The 24452-nt window shown below is 32.5% G+C and carries 18 protein-coding genes and 1 tRNA gene; 7 read left to right on the top strand and 12 right to left on the bottom strand.

Features of this window, described 5'->3' with window-relative positions:
* Positions 1-35: 35 nt before the first annotated feature.
* The 3 genes from BM072_RS12855 to bamG all read right to left on the bottom strand — a co-directional run bounded on the left by BM072_RS12855 (position 36) and on the right by bamG (position 4191).
* Complete coding sequence (locus tag BM072_RS12855) at positions 36-2198, bottom strand: peptidylprolyl isomerase (protein ID WP_092909143.1); 2163 nt, start codon at positions 2196-2198, stop codon at positions 36-38.
* Positions 2199-2311: 113 nt separating this feature from the next.
* Positions 2312-2884 (bottom strand): LPS export ABC transporter periplasmic protein LptC, encoded by a 573-nt coding sequence (gene lptC, locus BM072_RS12850; RefSeq protein WP_092909141.1) that lies wholly within the window; start codon positions 2882-2884, stop codon positions 2312-2314.
* A gap of 32 nt (positions 2885-2916) precedes the next feature.
* Complete coding sequence (bamG, locus tag BM072_RS12845) at positions 2917-4191, bottom strand: BamG family beta-barrel-assembly machinery protein (RefSeq protein ID WP_245752179.1); 1275 nt, start codon at positions 4189-4191, stop codon at positions 2917-2919.
* A gap of 247 nt (positions 4192-4438) precedes the next feature.
* Between bamG and BM072_RS12840 the strand changes: the two genes are divergently transcribed.
* Positions 4439-4511, top strand: a tRNA-Phe gene (locus tag BM072_RS12840).
* Positions 4512-4646: 135 nt separating this feature from the next.
* Here the strand turns inward: BM072_RS12840 and BM072_RS12835 are convergent.
* Positions 4647-6911 (bottom strand): aconitate hydratase, encoded by a 2265-nt coding sequence (locus BM072_RS12835; protein ID WP_092909134.1) that lies wholly within the window; start codon positions 6909-6911, stop codon positions 4647-4649.
* 201 nt (positions 6912-7112) lie between these two features.
* Here BM072_RS12835 and BM072_RS12830 point away from each other — a divergent pair, with 201 nt between their 5' ends.
* Both BM072_RS12830 and BM072_RS12825 read left to right on the top strand, forming a co-directional pair.
* On the top strand, positions 7113-7688 hold the full coding sequence (locus BM072_RS12830; RefSeq protein WP_092909130.1) for a Crp/Fnr family transcriptional regulator: 576 nt from the start codon (positions 7113-7115) through the stop codon (positions 7686-7688).
* A 62-nt stretch (positions 7689-7750) separates the two neighbouring features.
* Complete coding sequence (locus tag BM072_RS12825; RefSeq protein WP_092909126.1) at positions 7751-8188, top strand: carboxymuconolactone decarboxylase family protein; 438 nt, start codon at positions 7751-7753, stop codon at positions 8186-8188.
* 93 nt (positions 8189-8281) lie between these two features.
* On the opposite strand, the gene BM072_RS12820 is transcribed toward BM072_RS12825, so the two are convergent.
* Positions 8282-11044, bottom strand: coding sequence for a bifunctional aconitate hydratase 2/2-methylisocitrate dehydratase (locus BM072_RS12820; protein ID WP_092909123.1), 2763 nt, complete (start codon positions 11042-11044; stop codon positions 8282-8284).
* 593 nt (positions 11045-11637) lie between these two features.
* Here BM072_RS12820 and argH point away from each other — a divergent pair.
* Complete coding sequence (argH, locus tag BM072_RS12815; RefSeq protein WP_092909119.1) at positions 11638-12939, top strand: argininosuccinate lyase; 1302 nt, start codon at positions 11638-11640, stop codon at positions 12937-12939.
* A gap of 236 nt (positions 12940-13175) precedes the next feature.
* On the top strand, positions 13176-13385 hold the full coding sequence (locus BM072_RS12810; protein ID WP_092909115.1) for a hypothetical protein: 210 nt from the start codon (positions 13176-13178) through the stop codon (positions 13383-13385).
* An 81-nt stretch (positions 13386-13466) separates the two neighbouring features.
* On the opposite strand, the gene BM072_RS12805 is transcribed toward BM072_RS12810, so the two are convergent.
* A complete protein-coding gene (locus BM072_RS12805) occupies positions 13467-15329 on the bottom strand; it encodes a GNAT family N-acyltransferase (RefSeq protein ID WP_092909112.1) in 1863 nt (620 codons plus the stop codon).
* Positions 15330-16571: an aspartate kinase gene (locus BM072_RS12800; protein WP_092909108.1), complete on the bottom strand. Its 1242-nt coding sequence runs from the start codon at positions 16569-16571 to the stop codon at positions 15330-15332.
* A gap of 191 nt (positions 16572-16762) precedes the next feature.
* Here BM072_RS12800 and fbp point away from each other — a divergent pair, with 191 nt between their 5' ends.
* Positions 16763-17779 (top strand): class 1 fructose-bisphosphatase, encoded by a 1017-nt coding sequence (gene fbp / locus BM072_RS12795; RefSeq protein ID WP_092909106.1) that lies wholly within the window; start codon positions 16763-16765, stop codon positions 17777-17779.
* A 72-nt stretch (positions 17780-17851) separates the two neighbouring features.
* Here the strand turns inward: fbp and BM072_RS12790 are convergent, their stop codons facing one another.
* The 5 genes from BM072_RS12790 to BM072_RS12770 form a co-directional block, all read right to left on the bottom strand.
* Positions 17852-19321, bottom strand: a complete 1470-nt coding sequence (locus tag BM072_RS12790) for an SGNH/GDSL hydrolase family protein (protein ID WP_092909104.1) — start codon at positions 19319-19321, stop codon at positions 17852-17854.
* Between the two features lie 8 nt (positions 19322-19329).
* Positions 19330-20562, bottom strand: coding sequence for an OmpP1/FadL family transporter (locus BM072_RS12785; protein WP_092909102.1), 1233 nt, complete (start codon positions 20560-20562; stop codon positions 19330-19332).
* A 138-nt stretch (positions 20563-20700) separates the two neighbouring features.
* A complete protein-coding gene (locus tag BM072_RS12780) occupies positions 20701-21912 on the bottom strand; it encodes a BaiN/RdsA family NAD(P)/FAD-dependent oxidoreductase (RefSeq protein ID WP_092909100.1) in 1212 nt (403 codons plus the stop codon).
* Positions 21913-22005: 93 nt separating this feature from the next.
* Positions 22006-22842 carry a universal stress protein gene (locus tag BM072_RS12775; protein ID WP_092909098.1) on the bottom strand — a complete coding sequence of 279 codons (837 nt, stop codon included), beginning with the start codon at positions 22840-22842 and terminating at the stop codon, positions 22006-22008.
* A 105-nt stretch (positions 22843-22947) separates the two neighbouring features.
* Positions 22948-23775 carry a universal stress protein gene (locus BM072_RS12770; protein ID WP_092909096.1) on the bottom strand — a complete coding sequence of 276 codons (828 nt, stop codon included), beginning with the start codon at positions 23773-23775 and terminating at the stop codon, positions 22948-22950.
* 164 nt (positions 23776-23939) lie between these two features.
* On the opposite strand from BM072_RS12770, the gene BM072_RS12765 reads away from it, so the two are divergent.
* Complete coding sequence (locus tag BM072_RS12765; RefSeq protein WP_092909094.1) at positions 23940-24449, top strand: acyl-CoA thioesterase; 510 nt, start codon at positions 23940-23942, stop codon at positions 24447-24449.
* Positions 24450-24452: the final 3 nt, after the last annotated feature.

Genomic DNA, 24452 nt, shown 5'->3' with positions numbered 1-24452 from the left:
TTTTTATGAAGTGAGATTTAATCTCCTTTAGAATTTTATCTTGTTAAAGATCTATCACGGTTATCTACAACATCAGCAGCCTGAATTAATGACTGTAATAATGATTGTTGGAATTTACCTTGTAATTGACGATTTAAGTTATCTAAAATCATCGACCCTTTTTGATTCTTCTGAATTTGTTGATTAGATGGAATAATGTAGAAAACACCTGCATTACCAGCAATCGCTTTAGAAGATGTATTTGGTTTTACACCAAAAGCAGCTCCTACAACGCGAGGCTCTAAACCAACACCTGTTAAATTAGAGTTAGAAAAGTTAACTGTTGCGTTTCCTTTTTTTGCTCCGAATTTAGATACAAAAGCATTTAAACCACCGTTTGCAATTTGCTCATCAACCAATTTAGATACTTTTTCTTGTAATAAAACTGGTTCTACATATTTACGAACAACACTTGGTGCAGCAAGACCTTTCTCAAATTTTTCTACTAAATGAACAACGATGTAGTCACCCGTTGTAGACGTAAATAAGTTTGTTGCGCCTTTGTCTGTGTTTTTATCAAACGCCCATTTTAAGATATCAGAATCTTGATCGCTTGGAATATCTTGTCCGATACCTGCATAACGCTCAATACCTTCTGTTGTATTATTTAAATAACCACCTTTTTTAGCCGCATTTTTAAAATCGTTTAATGATTTTCCTTCAATTGCTTGAACATAAGTTCTTGCATTTGTAAATGCTTTTTCTGTTGTTGCTTTAGAAGGCTCAATACGTTTAACAATATTTGCAACTTGATAAGCTACTTTGTTTTTTGCATCATCAACTTTGATAATATGGTAACCAAATTGAGATTCTACTAAATCAATTGTTCCTACTGGTTTTGTAAAAATAAATCCGTTGTAAGTTTGATCTAATTGATTGTTTTTACCAACCCAACCAATGCTTCCTTTTTGTACGGCAGATGATTTATCGTCAGATTTTGCAGCAGCTACATCTCCAAAAGATGCAGGATTTGCTTTTACTTGTGCTAAAATTTCTTCTGCTAATTTTTTCGCATCAGCTTTTGTTCTTTTCACACCTTTACCAGCTGCGCTTCCTTCGAAAGCAACTAAGATATGACTAGATTTTACAGAATCTTTAACTTCTTTCGATTTAGAGATTTTGTATAATTGGTAAGTATCACCAACTTTAAATGGACCACCAATTTGACCTACAGTTGCACCTTTAAAATACGCATTGATTTCTGGTGTTAATTGAGATTGTGCCAATTCTTCTTTTGTAAAATAATTAGAGATAAATGGTTTATCCGAATTTTGAGTTACATAAGTTGAATCGTTTTTAGCAACTCCAAATCCTTGAATTGTATCTGTAATATTATTTACATCATCGTGGATAATTTGAGTTGATAAGTATTTATTGATGTTAGCTAAAGCTACAACATCGTCTGCTGTAGAAGCTCCGGCAGGAAAATAAGTATAACTTAATTTTACTAAACCTTCTGCTTTAAACAATTTTGGATATTTTGCTTCGTATGCAGAAATTTCTTCATCCGTTACTTTTACATTTAACTTTTTAGCTAAAGTTGTATAATCTAAAAATGCATATTGTATGTTCGCATTCGAGATATTATAAGCTTGTTGTATATCTGCTTCTTTGTTTGTAACCGCTGTACCAGCCATTACATAACCAAAGTATTTTTGAGATAACAACTGTAATTTTATTTGCTCTGCAGTTTGCAACCAACCTCTATATTGTTGTTGCGCTTCGGGGGTTGTAGCAGCATTTGCTTCTAATTGAGCAATTTGTTGCTGTGCTTCTGCACCAGAACCTAAACCAAAATTTTGTGCTACATAGCTCCAAAATTCGTCATCAGAAACTCTTAAACCTAATTTTTCTGCATGTTGTTTCAACACTCTTTGGCTAATTAAGCTGTTCCAAGTTTGTTGTGCTATTTGGTTTGGAGTTGCAGGTTTCCCTTGATTTTCGTACATGCTTTGTGTTGCATCGTATGCACTTTGATATTCTGCGATACCAATCGGTTCTCCGTTAACTGTACCAACTACAGACGGATCTCCAGTAAATAATTGTTTTATTTTTGAGTTTTCTCCGAATAAATCTCCTGCAACGAAAGCTAACATTGCAATACCGATTACCACGAAGATAAGCCAAGTTTTTTTACGAATTTCTCCTAAAACTGCCATTGTTTTATTTTAATGTTATTTCTATAATAGGTGGCGAAAATACGACAATACATTGAATAATAAAATAGAAGAAGCGACAAGAACGTGCTTTTTTGTTAATTTTTTTAACTGATTTAGAATTTTTGATTGTCTTCGACATACATATATCCTTGATTGTTGAATAATGTATAATTTTCTAAATCGTCGGTAGCTTGTAAGCCGTTTTTCGCTGTTAACGAATCGCCTTTGCTACTAATTAAGTAAACTTCTTTCGATGTATAAACCGTTTTTTTAATTTTATTCCAAAATAATTGTTCGCTTTTCAACGAATCACCTTTTTCATTTACAATTACGACGTTTCCTTTTCCTTCATATATTCCAGTTGCATCGCTCAATCTTGCCCAATCTGCTTTAAAAAAACCTGGTTTCTCGCTTCCTTTTTGATAGAAATCTAGATCCAAACCTTTTCTAAAAATGGTATATGGCGAATCGACCAAAGTATATTCTTCGATCAATGGCGAACGCAAATTAATAGATACTCTACCCGAATCTTTAAAAATAATGTTTGCATTAATTAAGCTTCGTGTAGGAAAATCTACTTTTTTGGAATGATTAGTTGTAGGAACATCTCTGTTACATGAAAAAAGCAAAACGAAAATGCCTATTATTCCACATAATATGCTCGGTTTGTATTTAAACATTTTCATTTGTCTTTTTTCTTATTAATTGACTGTTATAATTAGTCAATAACTCTTTTTCTGAACCAGATATCATTAATATCAAATCCAAGTTTAACTCCAAAGTAATTTTCTTTGATTAGGTTACTTGTTGCTTTTCCTTTTTGTCCATATTCAAATGAAACATTCATTGTTGATGCATCATTTTGTTTTCCTACAGGAAATCCAAATCCTAATGTTGCACCAAATGATGTAATATCTGTTCCATAAATAGAATATTGTGCTGATTGATAATACGCACCTGCACGGTAAGTTACGCGATTAAAATAGCTTTTGTAACTATTAAAATCTGGTACCCAATATCCACCAACACCTAAACGTACATTGTTTTTATAATCTACATTAGATGTCATCGATGTGTTTTCACCTTCGATTGGCTTCTTAAAGTCAGACCATGTATTGTATTTTGCTTCTATTGCTAACGACCATGTGTTGTCTTTAGAATATGATGCACCTAATGCAAACGTTTGTGGTATTTTTGTTTTACCATTATCAATACGTTGAATATTGATTGTATCAACCTTTGCCCCAACAAATGCATATGTTGTTGTTAAATCTGTAACATCTGTTCTTAAATTAGTTCCTAAAGTATAAGTAGCTCCCAAATTTAAATTATTTGATTTACCTACTTTCTTTGTATACATAGAACCTAAAGTAAATTGTGCGCCTCTATAATTAGATTTATCACTGTAATCTACAGCTAAACTTGCGCCGTCTAAAGCTAAAACTTCGTTACGTTTTAATTCTCCGAATAAATAATTTACACGAAGACCTAGAGAAAACCCTTTTCCAAGATTACGTCCATAAAAAGCATGTAAGCTATTAATTCCTCCGTCACCTTTCATGTTAACGGTTTGTTTTAAATCTCCTTTTGTCGAGTTACTTAAAATTTCGTAACCTAATCCCGAAAATGGTTGAAAACCTACTCCGAAACTTCCTTTTTCGCCAACAGGAAATGCCAACGAAATATTCGAAACATTAAAACTTGACGAATTGTCGCTGTCTGTTGCTGATTTAAAACTGTTGTTTCTCCCACTTCCACTTGCGTTAAAAGTTGTCATGCGCAAAGTTTGATTTGCTGCAGGATTAGAGAAATTAGCACTTTGACCAAACGGGTTGGTTGGCACTGTCGAAATACCGCCCATACCGGCTTGCTCTGTATTATTATCAAATAATTGTTCTCCTAATCCGTAAGCAGAATAAGGGGAAACCGTTACTGTTTGAGCTTTAATTGTTACCACGCTTAATAGTGATAAACTGCAAATAATCCACTTCATTATGAATGTATAATAGAATTCTAAGACGCAAATATGATGATTTGTTGCGAATTGGAAAAATTACAACGCAAAAATGCGCTGTTAATTATCTATTAAAATAAAAAAAAACTTAATTTTTACGATTATCTAAAATAATTTAAAATTTATTTATCGGTAAATGAACAAGATAGCTTTTAGGTGTAAAAAATCTTTCTTATTTTATTTGGTAGAATAGATTTTCGCTCTATATTTGCATCACAATTAAGGCGGTGCCTTAGCTCAGTTGGTAGAGCAAAGGACTGAAAATCCTTGTGTCCCTGGTTCGATTCCTGGAGGCACCACTGCTAAAACCTCAATCATTTATTTGATTGAGGTTTTTTTGTTTTAAAGAATTAATTTTAGATCAAACAAACAGCACAAAAAAAACCGATGCATTTCTACATCGGTTTTGAATTATAATTGAATTAAATTTTAGATTAAGCTTCTTGTGCTTTGATTAAATTTAATGCAGAACCAGCTTTAAACCATTCAATTTGTTGCGCATTATATGTATGGTTTGCGATAATAATATCTTTAGAACCATCTGCATGTACAAACTCTAACGTTAATGGTTTTCCTGGCGCAAATTCTGTTAAATCTAAGAAATTGATTGTATCATCTTCTTGTACTTTATCATAATCTGCTTTATCAGCAAAAGTTAATCCCAACATTCCTTGTTTCTTAAGGTTTGTTTCGTGAATACGCGCAAACGAACGTACCAAAACCGCTACAACACCTAAATGACGAGGTTGCATAGCCGCATGCTCACGAGAAGATCCTTCTCCATAATTTTCATCACCAACGATAATTGTTGGCACTCCTGCCGCTTTGTATGCACGAGCCGTATCTGGCACAGTACCGTATTGACCTGTTAATTGATTTTTAACCGAGTTTACTTCTTGGTTAAATGCATTTACAGCACCAATTAACGTGTTGTTAGAAATATTATCTAAATGACCACGGAAACGTAACCAAGGTCCAGCCATAGAAATATGGTCTGTTGTACATTTACCAAATGCTTTGATTAATAATTTAGCACCCGTAATATTTTCACCATTCCAAGGTTTAAAACCTTCTAATAATTGTAAACGTTCAGAATTTGGATTTACAACAACTTCTACTTTAGAACCATCTTCTACCGCAGCTTGATATCCATTATCTTCGTAAGCGTATCCTTTTTGTGGTAATTCTTCTCCTTTCGGCGCGTCTAACATCACTTCTACTCCATCTTTATTAACTAATTTATCAGTTAATGGATTAAAGTCTAAACGTCCTGAAATTGCAATTGCAGCAACCATTTCTGGCGATGTTACAAAAGCGTATGTATTTGGGTTACCATCTGCACGTTTTTTGAAATTACGATTGAATGAGTGAACGATTGTATTTTTTTCTTCTTTATCTGCTCCTTCACGATCCCATTGTCCAATACAAGGACCACAAGCATTTGTAAAGATTACAGCATTTAAATCTTCAAAAGTTTTTAATAATCCATCTCTATCGGCTGTGTAACGTACAACTTCTGATCCTGGATTAATTCCAAAAGATGATTTTACCTCTAAACCTTTCTCAATTGCTTGTTGTGCAATAGATGCGGCGCGAGTTAAATCTTCGTAAGATGAATTTGTACAAGAACCAATTAATCCCCATTCTACATCTAATGGCCAACCGTTAGCTGCTGCTGTTTCTTTCATTTTAGAAACTGGTGTCATTAAATCTGGCGTAAATGGTCCATTAAGACGAGGTTCTAAGTCAGATAAATTAATTTCGATTAATTGATCATAGAAATTTTCTGGATTTGCATAAACTTCGTCATCAGAACGTAAATATGCTTTTAATTTATTTGCTTCATCCGCAACATCATTACGGTCTGTTGCTCTTAAATATCTTTCTGATGCATCATCGTAAGCAAATATTGATGTTGTTGCTCCAATTTCTGCACCCATGTTACAAATTGTTCCTTTTCCTGTTGCAGATAAAGATTCTGCTCCTTCTCCAAAGTATTCTACAATTGCACCAGTACCACCTTTTACAGTTAAGCGACCTGCAACTTCTAAAATTATATCTTTAGATGCAGCCCAACCAGATAATTTACCTGTTAATTTAACACCAATTAATTTTGGCATTTTTAATTCCCAAGCCATACCTGCCATTACATCAACTGCATCGGCACCACCAACTCCAATTGCTACCATTCCTAAACCACCTGCATTTGGTGTATGAGAATCTGTACCAATCATCATTCCTCCAGGAAATGCGTAGTTTTCTAACACTACTTGGTGAATAATACCTGCTCCTGGTTTCCAGAAACCGATTCCATATTTATTAGAAACTGATTCTAAGAAATTAAATACTTCTGATGATTTACTGATTGCTTCTTGTAAATCTGTTTTAGCTCCGACTTTTGCTTGAATTAAGTGGTCACAGTGAACTGTAGATGGAACTGCAGTTTTTACTTTACCAGCTTGCATAAATTGCAACAATGCCATTTGAGCAGTTGCATCTTGCATCGCAACACGATCTGGTGCAAAATCTACATAAGATTCACCTCTTGTGTAAGCTATAGTTGGTTTTTCGGCAAACAAGTGCGCATATAAAATTTTTTCTGAGTAAGTTAAAGGACGACCAACAATCGTTCTAGCCGCATCAACACGTTCTTGCATTCTTGCGTAAACGCCTTTAATCATATCAATATCAAATGCCATATTATTAGTTTTTTATATTTAGTTTAAGTTATCAAAAAATACACAACAATTTAGTTATTATTTTTCTAAACAAGGGTTAATATTTGTTAAGGAATTTAATTTAAAACGATTCTAACTAAATGATTTATAAATTAATGATTCCTCTATTTTAAGGATATTTACATAGAAATTGGTACTTTTAATCGATAAGTTTATAAAAAAATGTCAACCGAAATAATCAATCATATAAAAAAATATATTTCAATTCATCCTGATGATGAAGCTATTATTTTGGGCTTTTTTAAAGAAAATAATTTTAATAAAAAAGAAAATCTTATTACGTTAAATAACACTTGTAACTCGCATTATTTCATTAGAAAAGGTTGTGTAAGAATGTTTTTTGTTAATGAAAAAGGTGTTGAACAAACCATTCAATTTGCGATAGAAAATTGGTGGATTACAGATTATTTGGCATTCGAAAATCGTACAAAAACTAGTTTTACAATTCAAGCAATTGAAAATACCGAAGTTTTAGAAATTGATTATAAAAATCAAGAAGAATTATTAAAGAAGTTTCCTGAATTAGAGCGTTATTTTCGATTAATTTTTCAAAGAGCTTATTCGGCATCTATATTAAGAACAAAATATCTTTTTGATTTTTCGAGAGAAGAATTTTATCATCATTTTAAAACTAATTTCCCCGAATTTGTTACTCGAATTCCGCAGCATATTTTGGCTTCATTCCTGAATATGACACCCGAATATTTGAGTGAAATCAAAAAAAGGGAGAAATCTTAAACTAGTTTAAGATTTTTGGGGAAACTCTTTTTTACATTTGTAAAAACATAATTACTAAACAGATGGAAAATAGAATCAACATTCAAACACTAGAACCAAATGCATACAAAGCAATGTTTGGTTTAGAAAGTTATATTACAAATTCTGGCTTATCTAAAACACATTTAGAGTTAATAAAAATTCGTGCATCGCAAATTAATGGATGCGCTTTTTGTATAAACATGCACACAACCGATGCTTTGAAACAAGGTGAAACGGCACAACGTATTTTTTTACTGAATGCTTGGCGCGAAACAGAACTTTTTACGCCCGAAGAAAAAGTTGTTTTAGCAATTACTGAAGAAGTTACTTTAATTAGTCAAAACGGTTTATCTGATAAAACCTACAGCGAAGCAACTGCAATGTTTGATGAAAATTATATTGCAAAAATAATTATGGCTGTAGTTACAATAAATGCATGGAATAGAATTGCGATAAGCACGCACATGAAAGTCGTTTAAAATAAAAAATGATTATCTAAATAATTGATAAAAAAGAGGCTAACCAAATTGGTTAGCCTCTTTTGCTATTATGTAAATTATAAAACTTTATAATTATTTTGTAGAAACAGGAGCAAACTTAGTTAAGTTAATTCCTTCTACAGCTGCTTTGTATTCTTCGATATTTGGCATTCTTCCTAAAATCGCAGAAAGTACAACTACTGGAGTTGATGCTAATAAAGACTCTCCTTTTTTACCATCACGATCTTCTACCACACGACCTTGGAAAAGACGTGTTGATGTAGCTAAAACTGTATCTCCTTTTTCTGCTTTTTCTTGATTACCCATACAAAGGTTACAACCCGGACGCTCTAAATACATAATGTTTTCATATTCTGTACGTGCATTTGCTTTTGGCAAGGCATCGCTAAATTCGAATCCAGAATATTTTTGTAACATTTCCCAATCACCTTCTGCTTTCAATTCATCGATGATGTTGTATGTTGGTGCAGCAACCACTAATGGCGCGTTAAATTCAACTTTACCTTCTTTTTTCTCGATGTTTTTCAACATTTGAGAAACGATTTTTAAATCGTCTTTATGAACCATACAAGATCCTACGAAACCTAAATCTACTTTTTTATCATTTCCGTAGAAAGATAATTCGCGGATTGTATCGTGTGTATAACGCTTAGAAACATCTGCATTATTTACATCTGGATCTGCAATCATTGGTTCGTCGATAATATCTAAATCAATTACAACTTCTGCAAAATATTTAGCATCAGCATCTGGCGTTAAAGCTGGTTTAGCACCCGATTTAATTTCTTCGATTCTGTTATTTGCTTTGTCGATTAATCCTTGAAGAACGTTGTTTTTATTCTCCATTCCTTTATCAATCATGATTTGGATACGACCTTTTGCAATTTCTAAAGATTCAATCAATGTTTCATCTTGAGAAATACAGATAGACGCTTTCGCTTTCATTTCTGCAGTCCAATCAGTAAATGTAAACGCTTGATCGGCTAATAAAGTACCAATATGAACTTCGATAATACGACCTTGGAAAACGTTTTCACCACCAAATTGTTGTAACATTTGAGATTGCGTTGCATGAACTACATCACGAAAATCCATGTGTTGTTTCATATCTCCTTTAAACGTTACTTTAACAGATTCTGGAATTGGCATAGAAGCCTCTCCCGTTGCTAAAGCCAATGCTACCGTACCTGAATCGGCACCAAAAGCAACACCTTTTGACATACGTGTGTGCGAATCTCCACCAATAATAATTGCCCATTCGTCAATTGTAATATCATTCAAAACTTTATGAATAACATCTGTCATTGCGTGGTATTCTCCTTTTGGATCACGAGCAGTAATTAAACCGAAATCGTTCATAAATTTCATCAATTTCGGGATATTTGCTTGCGCTTTTTTGTCCCAAACCGATGCTGTATGACAGCCTGATTGATAAGCACCATCTACACTTGGAGAAATAACTGTTGCAGCCATTGCCTCTAATTCTTGAGATGTCATCAAACCTGTTGTATCCTGAGATCCTACAATGTTAACTTTTACACGAACGTCAGAACCTGCGTGTAAAACTTTACCTGGAGTAGAACCTACTGCATTTCTATTGAAGATTTTTTCTACAGCTGTTAAACCTTGATTATCATTAGAAATTTCTTTTGATGCAGCAAATACAGTTGGAATGTTAATTCCTAAAGTTTGAGCAGCAAAAGTTTGAATTTTTTTACCAAAAACAATTGCATAAGAACCACCTGCTTTGATAAATTCCATTTTTTGAGGAGTCAAAGCTTTAGAAATATCTATAAGCTCTTGCTCGCCATTATATAATTTTTGAGTCTTTGTGTTGATCGTTAAAACTGTTCCTGTTGCAACAGAATAAACTTCTTCTAAAATAGGATCACCGTTTTCGTTACGAACCACATTTCCTTCAGCATCTGTTTTCTTTACCCAGTTTTTAAGGTCAATTCCGATACCTCCCGTTACATCAACCGTAGTTAAGAAAATTGGAGAAATACCGTTTGTACCACCAACAATTGGCGCAATATTTACGAAAGGAATGTAAGGAGATGCTTGTTTACCCGTCCATAATGCCACGTTGTTAACACCTGACATACGAGAAGAACCAACACCCATTGTACCTTTTTCTGCGATTAACATAACGCTAGCATCTGGATGTTGCGCTTGTAATGCTTGAATTTCGGCTTGAGCTTCTGGTGTAATCATACATTTACCATGTAATTCACGATCAGAACGAGAGTGCGCTTGGTTACCTGGAGATAATAAATCAGTAGAAATATCACCTTCTGCAGCAATATAAGTTACGATTTTAATTTCTTCTGCTACAGCTGGTAATTTTGTAAAAAACTCAGCTTGCGCATAACTTTCTAAAATATCTTTTGCAACCGCATTTCCGTTATCAAAAGCATCTTTTAAACGAGCTGTATCCGCATCGTATAAGAAAACTTGCGTTTTAAGAACTTTCGCCGCTTCGTTTGCAATTGCAGCATCGTTACCTAAAGCTAAATCTAAAAGAACCTCGATAGACGGTCCACCTTTCATGTGAGATAATAATTCGAAAGCATAAGTTGGTGTAATTTCAGCAACTACTTCTTCACCTAAAATAATCTCTTTTAAAAATTTTGCTTTTGCACCAGCAGCCGGAGTTGTTCCTGGTAATGTATTGTAAATAAAGAATTTTACAGAATCTGCTCTATCTTCATTATTTAAATCTTTAATTTGAGTGATGATTTCGCTTAGTAATTCAGCTCCATCAATTGGCTTTGGATTAAGCCCTTCATTTTTTCTTTCTTCAATTTCGTTGATGTAATCCTTATAAAGGCTCATAATTATTATCTTTTGAATTATTAACGATCGCTTATTTATAAGTAAAGTTTACTTATTTTTCGTCAACCTGTATGAATTTTTTAAATAACGTCATCTGTATGTTGCATCTTACACGGCTACACTATCTTGCATTCAAGCGAATGCTCCTATAATAGCTTCAAGTCAAACAGCATTATTACTTATTTTTGTTTACTAAAAGTATACTACAAAATTACGTTTATAGTAATTATTTTTCATCAAACCATGATATATTTTAGTTATATCCTAATAATTTAGAACAATTATAAAAAAGAATTAAATTTCACTTTAACAATCAATTAGCCTTAAAAAATAGAAGTTAAAAATTTAAAGTTGGTCAAAATATCAAGTTGACAATTTTTGGTACGATTTTTTACGAAGTTGAATTTTATCATGTTTTTAATAATGTATCAATAACTATTCTTATTGATCAATATAAATTCTCCAAATTTTTAAGAAAATCAATCAAAACTACTCAATTTGTATAAATATTAAATAAAATTAATATTTATACAATATTAATGTAATATTATACAAGTTTTTATACATTTGCATCCTTATTCATTATTTTAACTATGAAACTTTGGGACAAAGGTTTTACCATTAATGATAAAATCGAAAAATTTACCGTTGGTAAAGACAGAGAATTAGACGGATATATCGCTAAACATGATGCATTGGCTTCTAAAGCCCAAGCAAACATGCTGGCAAAAACTGGCCTAATTACAAATGAAGAAAACGATGCCTTGCAAATTGCTTTGGATGAAGTTTTAATTTTAATTGCTGAAAATAAATTTGAAGTAGACGATAATTACGAAGATATTCATTCGAAAATTGAAGCTTATTTGATCGAAAAAACTGGCGATGCTGGTAAAAAGATACATGTTGCTCGCTCTCGAAATGATCAAGTTTTAGTGGCTATTCAACTTTTTGAGAAAGAATATTTAAAACATACTACAGAAAAAATTATCGAACTGATTGATATTTTCTTACAAAAAGCAGAAGAATTTAAAAATCATTTATTACCCGGTTATACACACTTTCAGGCAGCAATGCCAAGTAGTTTTGGAATGTGGTTTTCTGCTTATGCAGAGAGTTTATTGACTGATTTATACTTTTTTGAAGCAGCCTATAAAATATCAGATCAAAATCCATTAGGTTCTGGTGCTGGTTTTGGTACAAGTTTTCCGATTGATCGTTTACAAACAACACAAGAATTAGGCTTTTCAGAAATTTTGGTTTCCTCTGTTGGTGCGCAAATGTTACGTGGAAAAACAGAAAAAGCTGTTGCAACGGCTTTGGCTATGATTTGCGGAACATTATCTAAAATGTCGTATGATTTGGTTTTATACAATTCGCAAGATTTAGCTTTTGTAAAATTACCGAACGAAATGACAACTGGTTCGTCAATTATGCCACACAAAAAAAATCCTGATGTTTTTGAGCTAACGCGTGCGCATTGCAATCGTATACAAGCGCTGCCAAATGATATTATGATGACAATTAATAATTTACCAAGTGGATATCACCGTGATTATCAAATATTAAAAGAAATTTTATTTGAACCGATGATGCAATTTGATAATATTATTGACATTTTGACTTTTGCTATTCCTCAACTTCAGATAAAAGATAATTATATCAATCAAGAGAAATACGACCCAATTTATACGGTAGAAAACATAAACGAAGCAATTAAAAGCGGAACACCTTTCCGTGATGCGTATCGTGAAGTTGGCTTATCAGTAGAAAACGGAACGTATATTCCGCATAAAGAATTTCAGACTTCGCACATCGGAAGTATTCATAATTTAAGATTAGATTTAATTTTAAATAAAATTGAAAAATTTAAATTAGAAGCACAAGTTTTAAAATAAACGATTCAGAAATGAATGTAAAACCCTCAAAAAATGACCTTTTTTGAGGGTTTTTTGTATCTAAATAATTTTAAAATTTCGGAAAATTTCAACGTTTATTTTAGTGAATTATAGCGTTTTGTAAAATAGAATTTGATTTACAAAATAATTACAATTATTTTTTATCAAATCACGTCAAAATCATTCTACCTTTGATATATCAAATAACAAACGTTTAATCGATTAAATTTAAAAAAATGAAAAAATTTTTCGCAGTAGTTGCAGTAGCAACTTTATCATTAGGAGCAGTATCTTGTGGAGAGAAAACTGAAGAAGCACCAGTTGAAGCACCAGCAGTTGATTCTGCAGTAGCAGTAGTTGATTCTGCAGCAGCAGTAGTTGATTCAGCAGCAGCAACAGTTGATTCTGCAGCAGCAGTAGTTGACTCAGCAGCAGTAGCTAAATAATTAGAGCGAAGCTAAAATATAAAAAGCGCTAAACTAAGTTTAGCGCTTTTTTTTTATCTCTATTTTTAAAAATGGAGCTTATTACAAAACTCCATCAAATTTTCCTGACTTTATTTTACGGTCTAATTCTGCTTGAATATCTTCTAAAACTGGACGAACAGTAGATTCTGGAATATCAGAAACTCTAATATACATCAATCCATCAATCGCATCATTAAATTTTGGATCAACATTAAACGCAATTACTTTCGCATTTTGTTTGATATATTTCTTAATCAAAACTGGTAAACGCAACATATTTGGTTCTAATTCGTCAATCAGTTTATCAAATTTATTTAAATCAGCTTCAGATTCATCAAAAATAAATTCTTTATCTTTTTCTTTCAGCTTTACTTTAAACTCATTTTTCGCACGTACATATTGTGCAACCGTAGAATCGTAATAATGTGATTTCATAAACTCAATCATCAATGATTTTGAGAAATCAGAAAACTTATTACTGATACTTACACCTCCAATTATAAATTTTTGGTTCGGATTACGCAATGTAATATGCACAATTCCACGCCAAAGTAAAAATAACGGCATAGGCTTTTGCTGATACGCACTTGTTACAAAAGCACGTCCCATTTCGATACATTTATTAAAGAAAGGATGAATTTCTGGATCAAAATTGAATAATTCGTGAACATAAAAACCACTAATTCCGTACTTTTCATAAACCTCAGAACCAATTGCCATACGATATGCACCAACAATTTTGTTTCCATCTTTATCCCATAAAAACAAATGATGATAATGATTATCAAAACGGTCTAAATCAATTTCATCATTAGTTCCTTCCCCAATTTCTCTAAAAGTAATCTCGCGTAAACGACCAATTTCTCTTAAAATATTTGGAATATTTTCTGCTCTCGTAAAAAAGCATTCATAGTTATTATTTGTAAATAATAATGAATCTTCGTCGCGATGTAAACCTTCAATATCCTTTAAAATTAGGTCTAAATTAGTTTCAGCTACAATCGGCTTAACCTTTTTATTTGAAGAAGATAGACTTGGTAAATTCGGAATTTTTAATTCTATATTCGACGGATTTTTAAGAACCTCCGTAAAACTTCTTTTTTTATTATAATAGGACGAAAGCATATACGTTTTCTTTCTCAAGAAATCAGTAAAATCTGCAATCGTTACATGTTCGTCTTGTTGTTTTTGCAAAATTGGTTTTCCGATACGAATCTGAATTGGACGCGTTCTTTTTCTAACCATTTCCGAAGGTAACATTGCTGTTTGAAAATCTGGATGCATTTTCGCAATTCTGTAAAAAACATTGCTATTTTTTGCTCTAAAAAACATTGGAACAACTGGAACCTTCGATTTTTTAATCAATTTCATAGCAGATTCTTGCCACTGACGATCGGTAATTTTACCTTCGTCATCACGATAAGAAACTTCACCTGCCGGAAATATTCCCAAACAACCACCATCGCGCAATAATTTCAACGCATCGCGCATTCCACCAATACTGCTGTAGGCATCTTTACGCGTTTCGAACGGATTTACGGGAATAATCATTGGGTCTAAAGGTTTAATTTTCTGTAAAAGAAAATTTCCCATGATTTTAAAATCTGGACGAATTTTTGACATCATGTGCATCAAAATAATTCCATCCAAAGCACCAAGTGGATGATTCGAAATAATAATAAACGGACCATCTTTTGGAATTCTTTTTAAATCTTCTTCGTGAATTTCATAATCCACGCCCAAATCATCAATCAAATAATCTAAAAACGGCGCACATTCTAAATGTTTACCACGATTATAGATTTTATTTAATTTATCTAACCTGGTGATTTTTTTCAATAACCAAGCTGCAGGCTTCCCTATTATTCCTAATTTTGAGAGACCTGTAGCCGAATATATATCTTGTGTAGTAACTAAACTCATTTAAGCTTTTACAACAATTTGTAATGTTTCGCGCACAGTTTGACGCAAAAGTTCTTTTTCTTTTGAAATAACTTTGTCTGATTGATCATCAAAATGACGAATTGTATATAAAAGTACATTATTTTCTTCGTGTACTTTATAGGCTTCATTCATATCCGAAACAAATTTTTCTAGGTTATCATATTTATCCTCTAAACATAAAGATAATGAAATTGCTGAATTTTGCATCAAATTTACTTTTATTTGATAATCATATAGTTTATTAAAAATTCCGCTCAATTTATCTTCTGTAATAAAAGAAAAATCTTTACTTGATAAACGAATCAAATGTTGTTCGCGTTTCAAGATAAAACAAGGTACACTTGGCTCTAAAGGTTGCCCTTTTGCTACTTCTGTTCCTGCTTCTGTTGGATTAATAAATGATTTTACAAAGAATGGAATTTCCTTTTGTTGCAAAGGTTGCAACGTTTTTGGATGGATTACAGATGCACCATAATAAGCCAATTCTATTGCTTCTTCGTACGAAATATGGTTTAACAATTCTGCATTCTCAAAATAACGTGGATCGGCATTTAAAACACCTGGCACATCTTTCCAAATTGTCATATTATCTGCATTTAAACAATATGCAAAAATAGCAGCAGAATAATCAGAACCTTCGCGACCCAATGTTGTCGTAAAAAAGTTAGGATCAGATCCTAAAAATCCTTGTGTAATGTAAAATCCATTTTTTGACAATCTCGAAATACTTTCTTCCGTCAATTTCCAATCAACTTTTCCTTCGCGGTAAGTATTGTCTGTTTTGATATAATCGCGCACATCTAACCATTCATTTTTTACTTGAATAGAGTTAAGATACATACTGATGATTTTTGTAGAAATTAATTCTCCACAACAAACTATTTGATCATAAACATAACTGTAATTTGGAGATTTATTACGTCTTAAAAACGAAATAATATCATCAAAAAATTGAGAAATCTCGTTCGAAACCTCATCAGCATTCTCAAACAATTCTTTCGCTAAATCCAAATGTTGCGATTTTACAGCATTTATTGTCTTCTCGAAATCTTCGTTTTCAAAATAACGTTTGACTACTTCTTCCAATGCATTTGTTGTCTTGCCCATAGCAGAAACAATCATACATGTATTCTCGTAACCTACTGATTGCAGTAAATCTGCAACATTTCTAACGCCGGCTGCATCTTTTACGGACGCACCACCGAATTTGAAAACTTTCATTTCTATCTAATTTTTTTTGTAAAATATTAACTTGCAAATATAACCAAAGTAAAAATTATATATTGACCGATTTGAATTAAATCAAAAAATAAATTTTAATTGTGATTTTCACGTATTTAGAACAATTTCAAACGTTTGAAATGATTGAAAATTGAGTTTTTATTCCGATATTTGACGAGCAAAACACAGTTATGGCAACAAATTCTCATCAAACTCTTGGAGAGTTTATTATCGAAAACCAAGCAGATTTTATCTATTCTACTGGAGAGCTTTCTCGACTACTGAGCTCAATCAAATTAGCAACAAAAGTGGTTAACTACAAAGTAAATAAAGCGGGATTAGTTAACATTTTAGGCGAATTTGGTAATGAAAATGTACAAGGCGAAAAACAACAAAAATTAGACGTCTTTGCAAATGAAACTTTTATCGAAACTCTATCGCAGCGCGAAGTAGTTTGTGGTATTGCTTCGGAAGAAAACGAAGATTTTATCGAAATTAAAGGTGCAGAACATTCTAAAAACAGTAAATATGTTGTATTAATTGATCCTTTGGATGGATCATCTAATATTGATGTTAATGTTTCTGTTGGTACAATTTTCTCTATCTATCATCGTGTTACAGAAACAGGAACTCCTGTTACTTTAGAAGATTTTCTACAACCCGGAAATAAGCAAATTGCTGCTGGATATGTAATTTACGGAACATCGACAATGTTGGTTTATACAACAGGAAATGGTGTAAATGGATTTACATTAAACCCAGGTATTGGTACATTTTACTTGTCTCATCCAAATATGTGTATTCCAGAAGATGGAAACATCTATTCGGTAAACGAAGGTAATTATGTTAAATTTCCACAAGGTGTAAAAAATTATCTTAAATATTGTCAAGCAGATGAAGAAGATCGTCCTTACACATCTCGTTACATTGGTTCTTTATGTTCTGATTTTCATAGAAATATGTTGAAAGGTGGAATTTATATTTATCCATCTGGAACAAATAACCCTCATGGTAAATTACGTTTATTGTACGAATGTAATCCAATGGCATTTATCGCTGAACAAGCTGGTGGTAAAGCTTCCGATGGTTTTCAACGTATTATGGATATCGAACCTACAGAATTACACCAACGTATTCCTTTCTTTTGTGGATCAAAAAACATGGTCAAAAAAGCAGAAGAATTTATGCGTAGTGAAGAATTGAAATAATAGTAAACTACATAAACTAAAAAAAGCCACTCAAATTGAGTGGCTTTTTTTAGTATTTATAAATCAAATCGATTAAGGAATTGCAATTCCTGGATAATCTCCTGGATATACTTTTCTTAATGTAGAATGATATTTTTGATTGATTGCATCTACAAACATGTTTGCAACAATTGCATAACCGTTACCAGTTAAGTGAACACCATCTAAAGAAAAAGCTCCACCAGAAACAAAAGTCGTTGTATATGTTTGACCATAAAACTTGATTCCTGAAGCTGAACTTAAACGTTGCATTTGCGCATGTGCATCAACAAAAGCTAAATTGTAAGCTGTTGCTAATTCCGCAATTGCAGCATTATATTTAGTAACAGCTGCTTCTGCTTTTGCTGTTTCTTTTGCTGTTAACACATATTTGTCTTCCAAAGCTATTTGGGTTCCGTAACCTTTAGGTAATAAACTTGCTGCAGTTAAAACTATCAAATCTTTAGACGTTGTTTGTCTATAACTCGGCAAACCTAAAGCAGCCAAATTAGTTAAATCTTTGTCTACGATTACAGCACCATTAATAGTTGCACCAGCCGTAAATTTAATTAAACGTTCTTGATACTCAGCATCAGAAAGTAAACCTGCAGCTTTTGCTTTCCCTAAACCTGCATTATAACTCCCGTAAGCTTGAGCTGACATTAATGCTGTAACTTGCGCATCAGCCAATCCTGTAATTGGAGTTGCTGGCACAGTTGTAAAATAAGGAATAGATGTAACAGAAGGAATATTTGCAATAACTCCTTTTGCTCCTTTAGCCGTCATCGCTTTTAAAATTCCATTTATTGATGCTTTTACTACGTTAGCGTTTGAGATATCACTACCACCATAAGTTGCAGCATCTACATTATTTGTTACGTTATGATCTACACCAACACCTCCACTAGTCGCGTAACCTAAAACATCATTATTCCCAATCCACAAAGAAAAGAATGTAGGATCTTGTGCTACTGCGTCTTTAACAACCGATGTTGTTCCACTTGATGCAAAACGAGAAAAATATGGATTAGCTTTTCCTAATCTAACATATGCTGCGTTACCATAACCATCTGCTGCCAAATGATAAGATTTTGCACCTGGAACTCCCATATTTTGATAAGGTCCTGCAGCAGCTATATTATCTAATGCACCACCTGCTGCAGTTGGAACTGGAGATAATGAACCATTTACAATTTGTAAAACTAATTTACCTGGATAACCTGGTATGTCTGTATCTGTAAAACCTCCTGTATCATTTGGCATATACGGAATTTTAAATTCTCCACCACCCGCAGCTTTCATCAATCCAGCTAACATATTTGGGTAAGAATTTTCTTGTCCTGAATGATACAAAGCGTTATCTCTATATCCTGATGTTAATGAGTTTCCTAAAGCGATGTATTTCGAAAAATCTGCATCACCTTTTGTTACTTGAAAATCTTCTACTGGATGCTCAAAATCATCATCACAACTAAACATTGCTGCTGCTAAAGCAACTAATAATATTTTATTTAAGTGTTTCATTTTTAGTCTTATTTAAGGTTATACGTTACACCTAAACCAAAGTTTATTGCGTGTAATTTTACATCTCCAACAAAATTATCTGCTATATTATTCACGTGTCTTTCTTCTCCTTGAACATAAGACCCAAATAAATCAACATAGAAACCAGAGTTTAATTTGATTCCTAAACCTGCAGAAAACGAATTTAAGTTTGTACTTGGTGTTTCTGATGACCAAAACGCACTTGGCACAGGCGATTTGTCGTGGTAATATCCTACACGTCCTTGAATATTGTCTGTGAAAGTATATTCTGCTCCAAAACGGAAAACCGTATTATCTTTCCATTCTTTTTTAGATGATGATGTGTAAAAAGTATTAGATGCATCGTTGTATAAATTGATGTCTAAACTTTTGTAACGTGTCCAGTTTGCCCAAACAATGTCTCCAAATAATTCTAATTTTGGTAAAACTTTGTATGATAATCCAAAAGTAAATTCTGATGGTAATGGTAAAACTGTGTTCCATTTATCTGTATTAAAAGGAACATTTGCAGATAATGCAGATGGTACATTAGTCCAAGTTACATCACCTTTATTTGCAGATACATCTACATTAGAACGGTAAGCAATACCAACTCCTAATTTATCATTTGGTTTAAACATTGCTCCAATATTGAAACCTAAACCATGTGCATCTTTATCCTCTAATTTTAATTTGATATCGTTACCCGCAACAGTTTGTATTTTCTCTAATTTAGCTGTTCCGTGTGTATAAATAAAACCAGCACCAATACTAAACCAATCGTTAAAACGGTAAGCAATTGTTGGCTGAATATTAAATGCTTTTAAATCAATATGCGTAATATTTGCTTTGTTTGGCCAATCTTCTGGCCAAGTAACAGAACTACCAAAAGGCGTTGTTACACTAATACCAATTGCAACGTCATCAGCAGGCTTATAACTTACTGCAACATACATTGGCGTTCCTAGTTTATTATCTGTTTCAGATTTTTGTAAAGTCAAAGGATCTTGCCATTTTACGGCAGTTTTTACACCAAATCCACCAACTGCAATACTCAATTTACTGTCAACAAAAGCTAAACCAGCAGGGTTATAAAAAGCCACACTCGCATCACGTGTTTGTGTAGACGAAGTCCCTCCCAATGCTGCTTGGCGAACTCCTTGTAAAGCAACACGGTAACCACCTGCAAAAGCAGAAGATGATAAGCCGATTAATGCTAGGGTTAGAAAAATTTTCTTCATATTTTTTGTTCGTTTAAATTAATACCTTTTAACAAAAATAACATAATTTTATAATAATGTTATGTTAACATAGTAATTTTTAAAAAAATCTTTAAAATCAATGTTTACCACTCAATTTTTAACTGTGTAAAACATACACTATTGATAAATTTCTTTTAGTTTTTCTGATATTACATACCCTTCTGACCAACAAGCCTGAAAATTAAATCCGCCCGTAATTGCATCAATATTTAGAACTTCACCAGCCATAAATAAATTGGGTATTTTTTTTGATTGCATCGAGTGAAAATCAATTTCTTTTAAATCAACTCCACCAGCCGTTACAAATTCATCTTTAAAAGTGCTTTTACCGTTTACTGCGTATCTACCTTGACATAATTCTGTCGAAATTGCTTCTACTTGTTTTTTAGACAAATCTGCATATACCTTATTTTCATCAATTTGACAATAATTAAGAATACTAATCCAAAAACGTTTCGGAAATTCGAACGGATTATTTTTATGGACATTTTTCTTGGCGTCAATTTGTTTTTTAGTATTCAAAAAAGTAAAAACTTCGTCTTTAGATTGATTCACGAAATTAATTTCGATATCAAACTTATAACCGCAATCATTCAATTTTAAAGCGCCCCAAGCAGATAAACGCAAAATAGCAGGACCACTAAAACCCCAATGCGTAATTAACATTGGACCATCGGCTTCTAATTTTTGATTGATAATTTTTACTTCAGTTTGTTCAAAAGAAATTCCCATCAAACCTTCAATTCGTGGATCTTTACAATTAAATGTAAACAAAGAAGGTACGGGTTGAATAATTTTTAATCCCAAAGTTTTTAAACTTTTCCAGAATTTTGGAGTACTACCAGTTGTAATAATTACAGTTTCGAAAAAATGCGTTCCAGATTTTGTCGTTAATTCATAACCACCTTCAACTTTCGCAATTTCTTGTACACCGTCAGAAAAATTTAATTGAACTTTATTTTGATCAACAGCTTTAGTCAAAGCTTCTATAATTGATAAAGATGAATCGCTTTCCGGAAAAACACGGTTATCATCTTCTATTTTTAATGCAACGCCACGATCATCAAACCAAGCCATTGTATCGCCTGGTTGAAAAGTATAAAAAACGCCTAATAATTCTTTTTTACCACGCGGATAAAATTCGACCAAATCCAACGGATCAAAACATGCATGGGTTACATTACATCTTCCTCCTCCAGAAACACGAACTTTTTGAAGTGGTAAAGTCGCTTGTTCAAACAATACAGTTTGTTGTCCGACAGTTTTTCCGAGGTTTGCAGCAACAAAATATCCGGCCGCACCACCTCCAACAATGGCTATTTTTTTCACGGTGCAAAGGTATAATTTTTATTTATAACACGTTTTTAAATGGTTTTCAGTAAAATACAAGTAGATAAAAAAGGAAATGTTTACAACATTTCCTTAAGCTTTGCGTTCGTGAAAAACGAACAACGGTGTAATATTTTTATTGGCAATTTTCTTTGTAAAACCTGGCGAAAAAATCTTGTCAAAAAATCCTTTATTACGACTTACAACAGTTAGTAAATCAATTTTTTTGTCTTTAATAAAATCTAAAACTGCATTTACAGCATCAGAATCGTGGTAGATTTCGAAAACAACTGGATCATTTGCAAACTGATTTTCCCAATCTTTAAGCACTTGATGATTAAATTTACCATCTTTGGAAACATGCATACAATGAATTTTTGCTTTGTGACGATTCGCAATTTCGATTAAATACTTAAGCGCATCTTTGTCTTTTTGATCAAAAACTGTTGTAAAGCCAATGTTTTTAAATCCTTGAAAAGACATACCTTGTGGCACACTAAGAATTGGAATTTTGAGCGATGTAATGACATTAATGGTATGCGAACCAAACAACATTTTCTCGAAACCTGTATTTCCATCTGTTCCCATCACAACAAAATCCACACTTTCTTCTTCTATCGTTTCACGTAAAATGTACAAGAAATTTCCTTCTTCGAGGATAAATTTCATTGGAATTTCACTTAATTGATTGTCTTCGGCTATTTTTCTTAATTGAGGAATATTGTCTTTAAAATTCTCAAAACTTCCCATTTCTACCGTCTCATAAACATTCTGAATTAAACCTGCGCTTAAACTTCCTGTTATCATTGGCAACTCGTAAACATGCATTATATAAACTTGTGCATCTATACTTTTGGCTAGATTTAAAGCGTAAAGAAAAGCGTTATTGGCAGTTTCTGAAAAGTCGGTTGGGAATAATATTTTTTTCATTTTTTCGTGTTTTGTACACTCAAGTTACAAATAATTTTATATCAGCAACAAAAAAAGCTCAATCTATTTTACACAGATTGAGCTTTTTAAAAGAATTAGAAAATTCTATTCGTGGAAAACAAATAATGGAACACTATTTTGCGTTAAAATTTGTTTTGTGAAGCTTGGTGAAAATAATTTTTCGAAAAAGCCTTTGTTTCGACTAACAACAGTTAAAATATCTATTTTTTCGTCTTTTATAAATTCTAAAACTGCATCTACAGATTCGTCTGCTGTATATATCGAAAAATCGACTGGTTCGTCTTTGTAATATTCTTTCCAATGATTTAGCGTTGGCACATCATAATTACCATCTTTCGAAACATGTAAACAATGTACTTTTGCTTTGTATCGGTAAGCGATTTCTGTTAAATAATCTAACGCTTTTCTGTCTTTATCTTGAAAAACTGTTGTGAATCCAATATTATTTATTCCTTTATATACGTAATCATGTGGCACACTAAGCACCGGAATTTTAAGATCTTTTATTGCATTAAGTGTATTCGATCCAAAAATAACTTTCTCGAAACCTGTATTTCCTGTAGTTCCCATTACTACAAAGTCTATTTTTTCGTCTTTTATAAATTGTGGTAAAACGTATGTAAGCATACCTTCTTTAACCACAAATTTTAAATCAACATTTGTAAAACCATTGTCATCGGCTAATTTTCTAAGCCCTGGAATAGTTTCTTTTAAATTCTCAAAATTATTCAATTCTATTGTGTCATATACATCTTGCAAAATTATTGCATCAACTCCTGCACTAATCATTGGATACTGAAAAGCGTGAAGTACATATAATTCTGCATTTTGATTTTCTGCTAAATTCAAGGCGTAAATAAAAGCATTGTTTGCCGTCTCTGAAAAGTCTGTTGGAAATAATATTTTTTTCATAATCTCTCTGTTTTATAGCTTACTAAAGATACAAATTTTACGGATTAGGTTTATTAATTTGATGTTAAATCTTATTGTTTTTCTTTATTTCTATTGATTAAAAATATAATGCTATAACCAATAAATTCTTATCCGTAACTTTGCTGTCTCAAAAAGAAAGAAAAATGAAGAACACCTATTTTCAGAAAACAATTGTACGTTGGTCTGATTTAGATGCAAATAGACATTTGGCTAATGCATCGTACATGAATTTCACGAGTTTTGCACGTATAGCTTTTTTAAGAGATTTTGACGTTTCGATGAATAAATTAGCCGAATACCAAATTGGTCCTGCTATTTTACACGAACAATTTTCTTTTTTTAAGGAAGCAATGGAAGGTGAAGAAATTTATATTTCTGTAGAAATTGGCGGAATGTCTGAAGATGGAATGATCTATCAATTTATTCATAATATTTATAATCAAGACGGAACACATCTTTGTCATTCGGAATTAACAGGCGTTTGGTTCTCTATGATAAAACGCAAAATGATGCCACCACCAGAAGAAATGTTAGCGAATATTAAAAAATCGATTGAAGGAAAAACGATTAAAACACTTTCTAAACTAGACATTATTAATTTACCGTTTCGTTCAGAAAATATCGATCCTTCAATTTTCAACTCAATAAAATAAATC

This window comes from Algoriella xinjiangensis (genome assembly GCF_900115015.1).
Taxonomy (GTDB): Bacteria; Bacteroidota; Bacteroidia; order Flavobacteriales; family Weeksellaceae; genus Empedobacter; species Empedobacter xinjiangensis.
Note: the sequence above shows the minus strand (reverse complement) of the source record. Positions and strands in the feature narration are given on the sequence as shown.

Excerpts from the sequence above, each read along its gene's own strand:
- BM072_RS12855 (WP_092909143.1), bottom strand. The coding sequence starts at position 2,198 with ATGGCAGTTTTAGGAGAAATTCGTAAAAAAACTTGGCTTATCTTCGTG.
- lptC (WP_092909141.1), bottom strand. The coding sequence starts at position 2,884 with ATGAAAATGTTTAAATACAAACCGAGCATATTATGTGGAATAATAGGC.
- bamG (WP_245752179.1), bottom strand. The coding sequence starts at position 4,191 with ATGAAGTGGATTATTTGCAGTTTATCACTATTAAGCGTGGTAACAATT.
- BM072_RS12835 (WP_092909134.1), bottom strand. The coding sequence starts at position 6,911 with ATGGCATTTGATATTGATATGATTAAAGGCGTTTACGCAAGAATGCAA.
- BM072_RS12830 (WP_092909130.1), top strand. The coding sequence starts at position 7,113 with ATGTCAACCGAAATAATCAATCATATAAAAAAATATATTTCAATTCAT.
- BM072_RS12825 (WP_092909126.1), top strand. The coding sequence starts at position 7,751 with ATGGAAAATAGAATCAACATTCAAACACTAGAACCAAATGCATACAAA.
- BM072_RS12820 (WP_092909123.1), bottom strand. The coding sequence starts at position 11,044 with ATGAGCCTTTATAAGGATTACATCAACGAAATTGAAGAAAGAAAAAAT.
- argH (WP_092909119.1), top strand. The coding sequence starts at position 11,638 with ATGAAACTTTGGGACAAAGGTTTTACCATTAATGATAAAATCGAAAAA.
- BM072_RS12810 (WP_092909115.1), top strand. The coding sequence starts at position 13,176 with ATGAAAAAATTTTTCGCAGTAGTTGCAGTAGCAACTTTATCATTAGGA.
- BM072_RS12805 (WP_092909112.1), bottom strand. The coding sequence starts at position 15,329 with ATGAGTTTAGTTACTACACAAGATATATATTCGGCTACAGGTCTCTCA.
- BM072_RS12800 (WP_092909108.1), bottom strand. The coding sequence starts at position 16,571 with ATGAAAGTTTTCAAATTCGGTGGTGCGTCCGTAAAAGATGCAGCCGGC.
- fbp (WP_092909106.1), top strand. The coding sequence starts at position 16,763 with ATGGCAACAAATTCTCATCAAACTCTTGGAGAGTTTATTATCGAAAAC.
- BM072_RS12790 (WP_092909104.1), bottom strand. The coding sequence starts at position 19,321 with ATGAAACACTTAAATAAAATATTATTAGTTGCTTTAGCAGCAGCAATG.
- BM072_RS12785 (WP_092909102.1), bottom strand. The coding sequence starts at position 20,562 with ATGAAGAAAATTTTTCTAACCCTAGCATTAATCGGCTTATCATCTTCT.
- BM072_RS12775 (WP_092909098.1), bottom strand. The coding sequence starts at position 22,842 with ATGAAAAAAATATTATTCCCAACCGACTTTTCAGAAACTGCCAATAAC.
- BM072_RS12770 (WP_092909096.1), bottom strand. The coding sequence starts at position 23,775 with ATGAAAAAAATATTATTTCCAACAGACTTTTCAGAGACGGCAAACAAT.
- BM072_RS12765 (WP_092909094.1), top strand. The coding sequence starts at position 23,940 with ATGAAGAACACCTATTTTCAGAAAACAATTGTACGTTGGTCTGATTTA.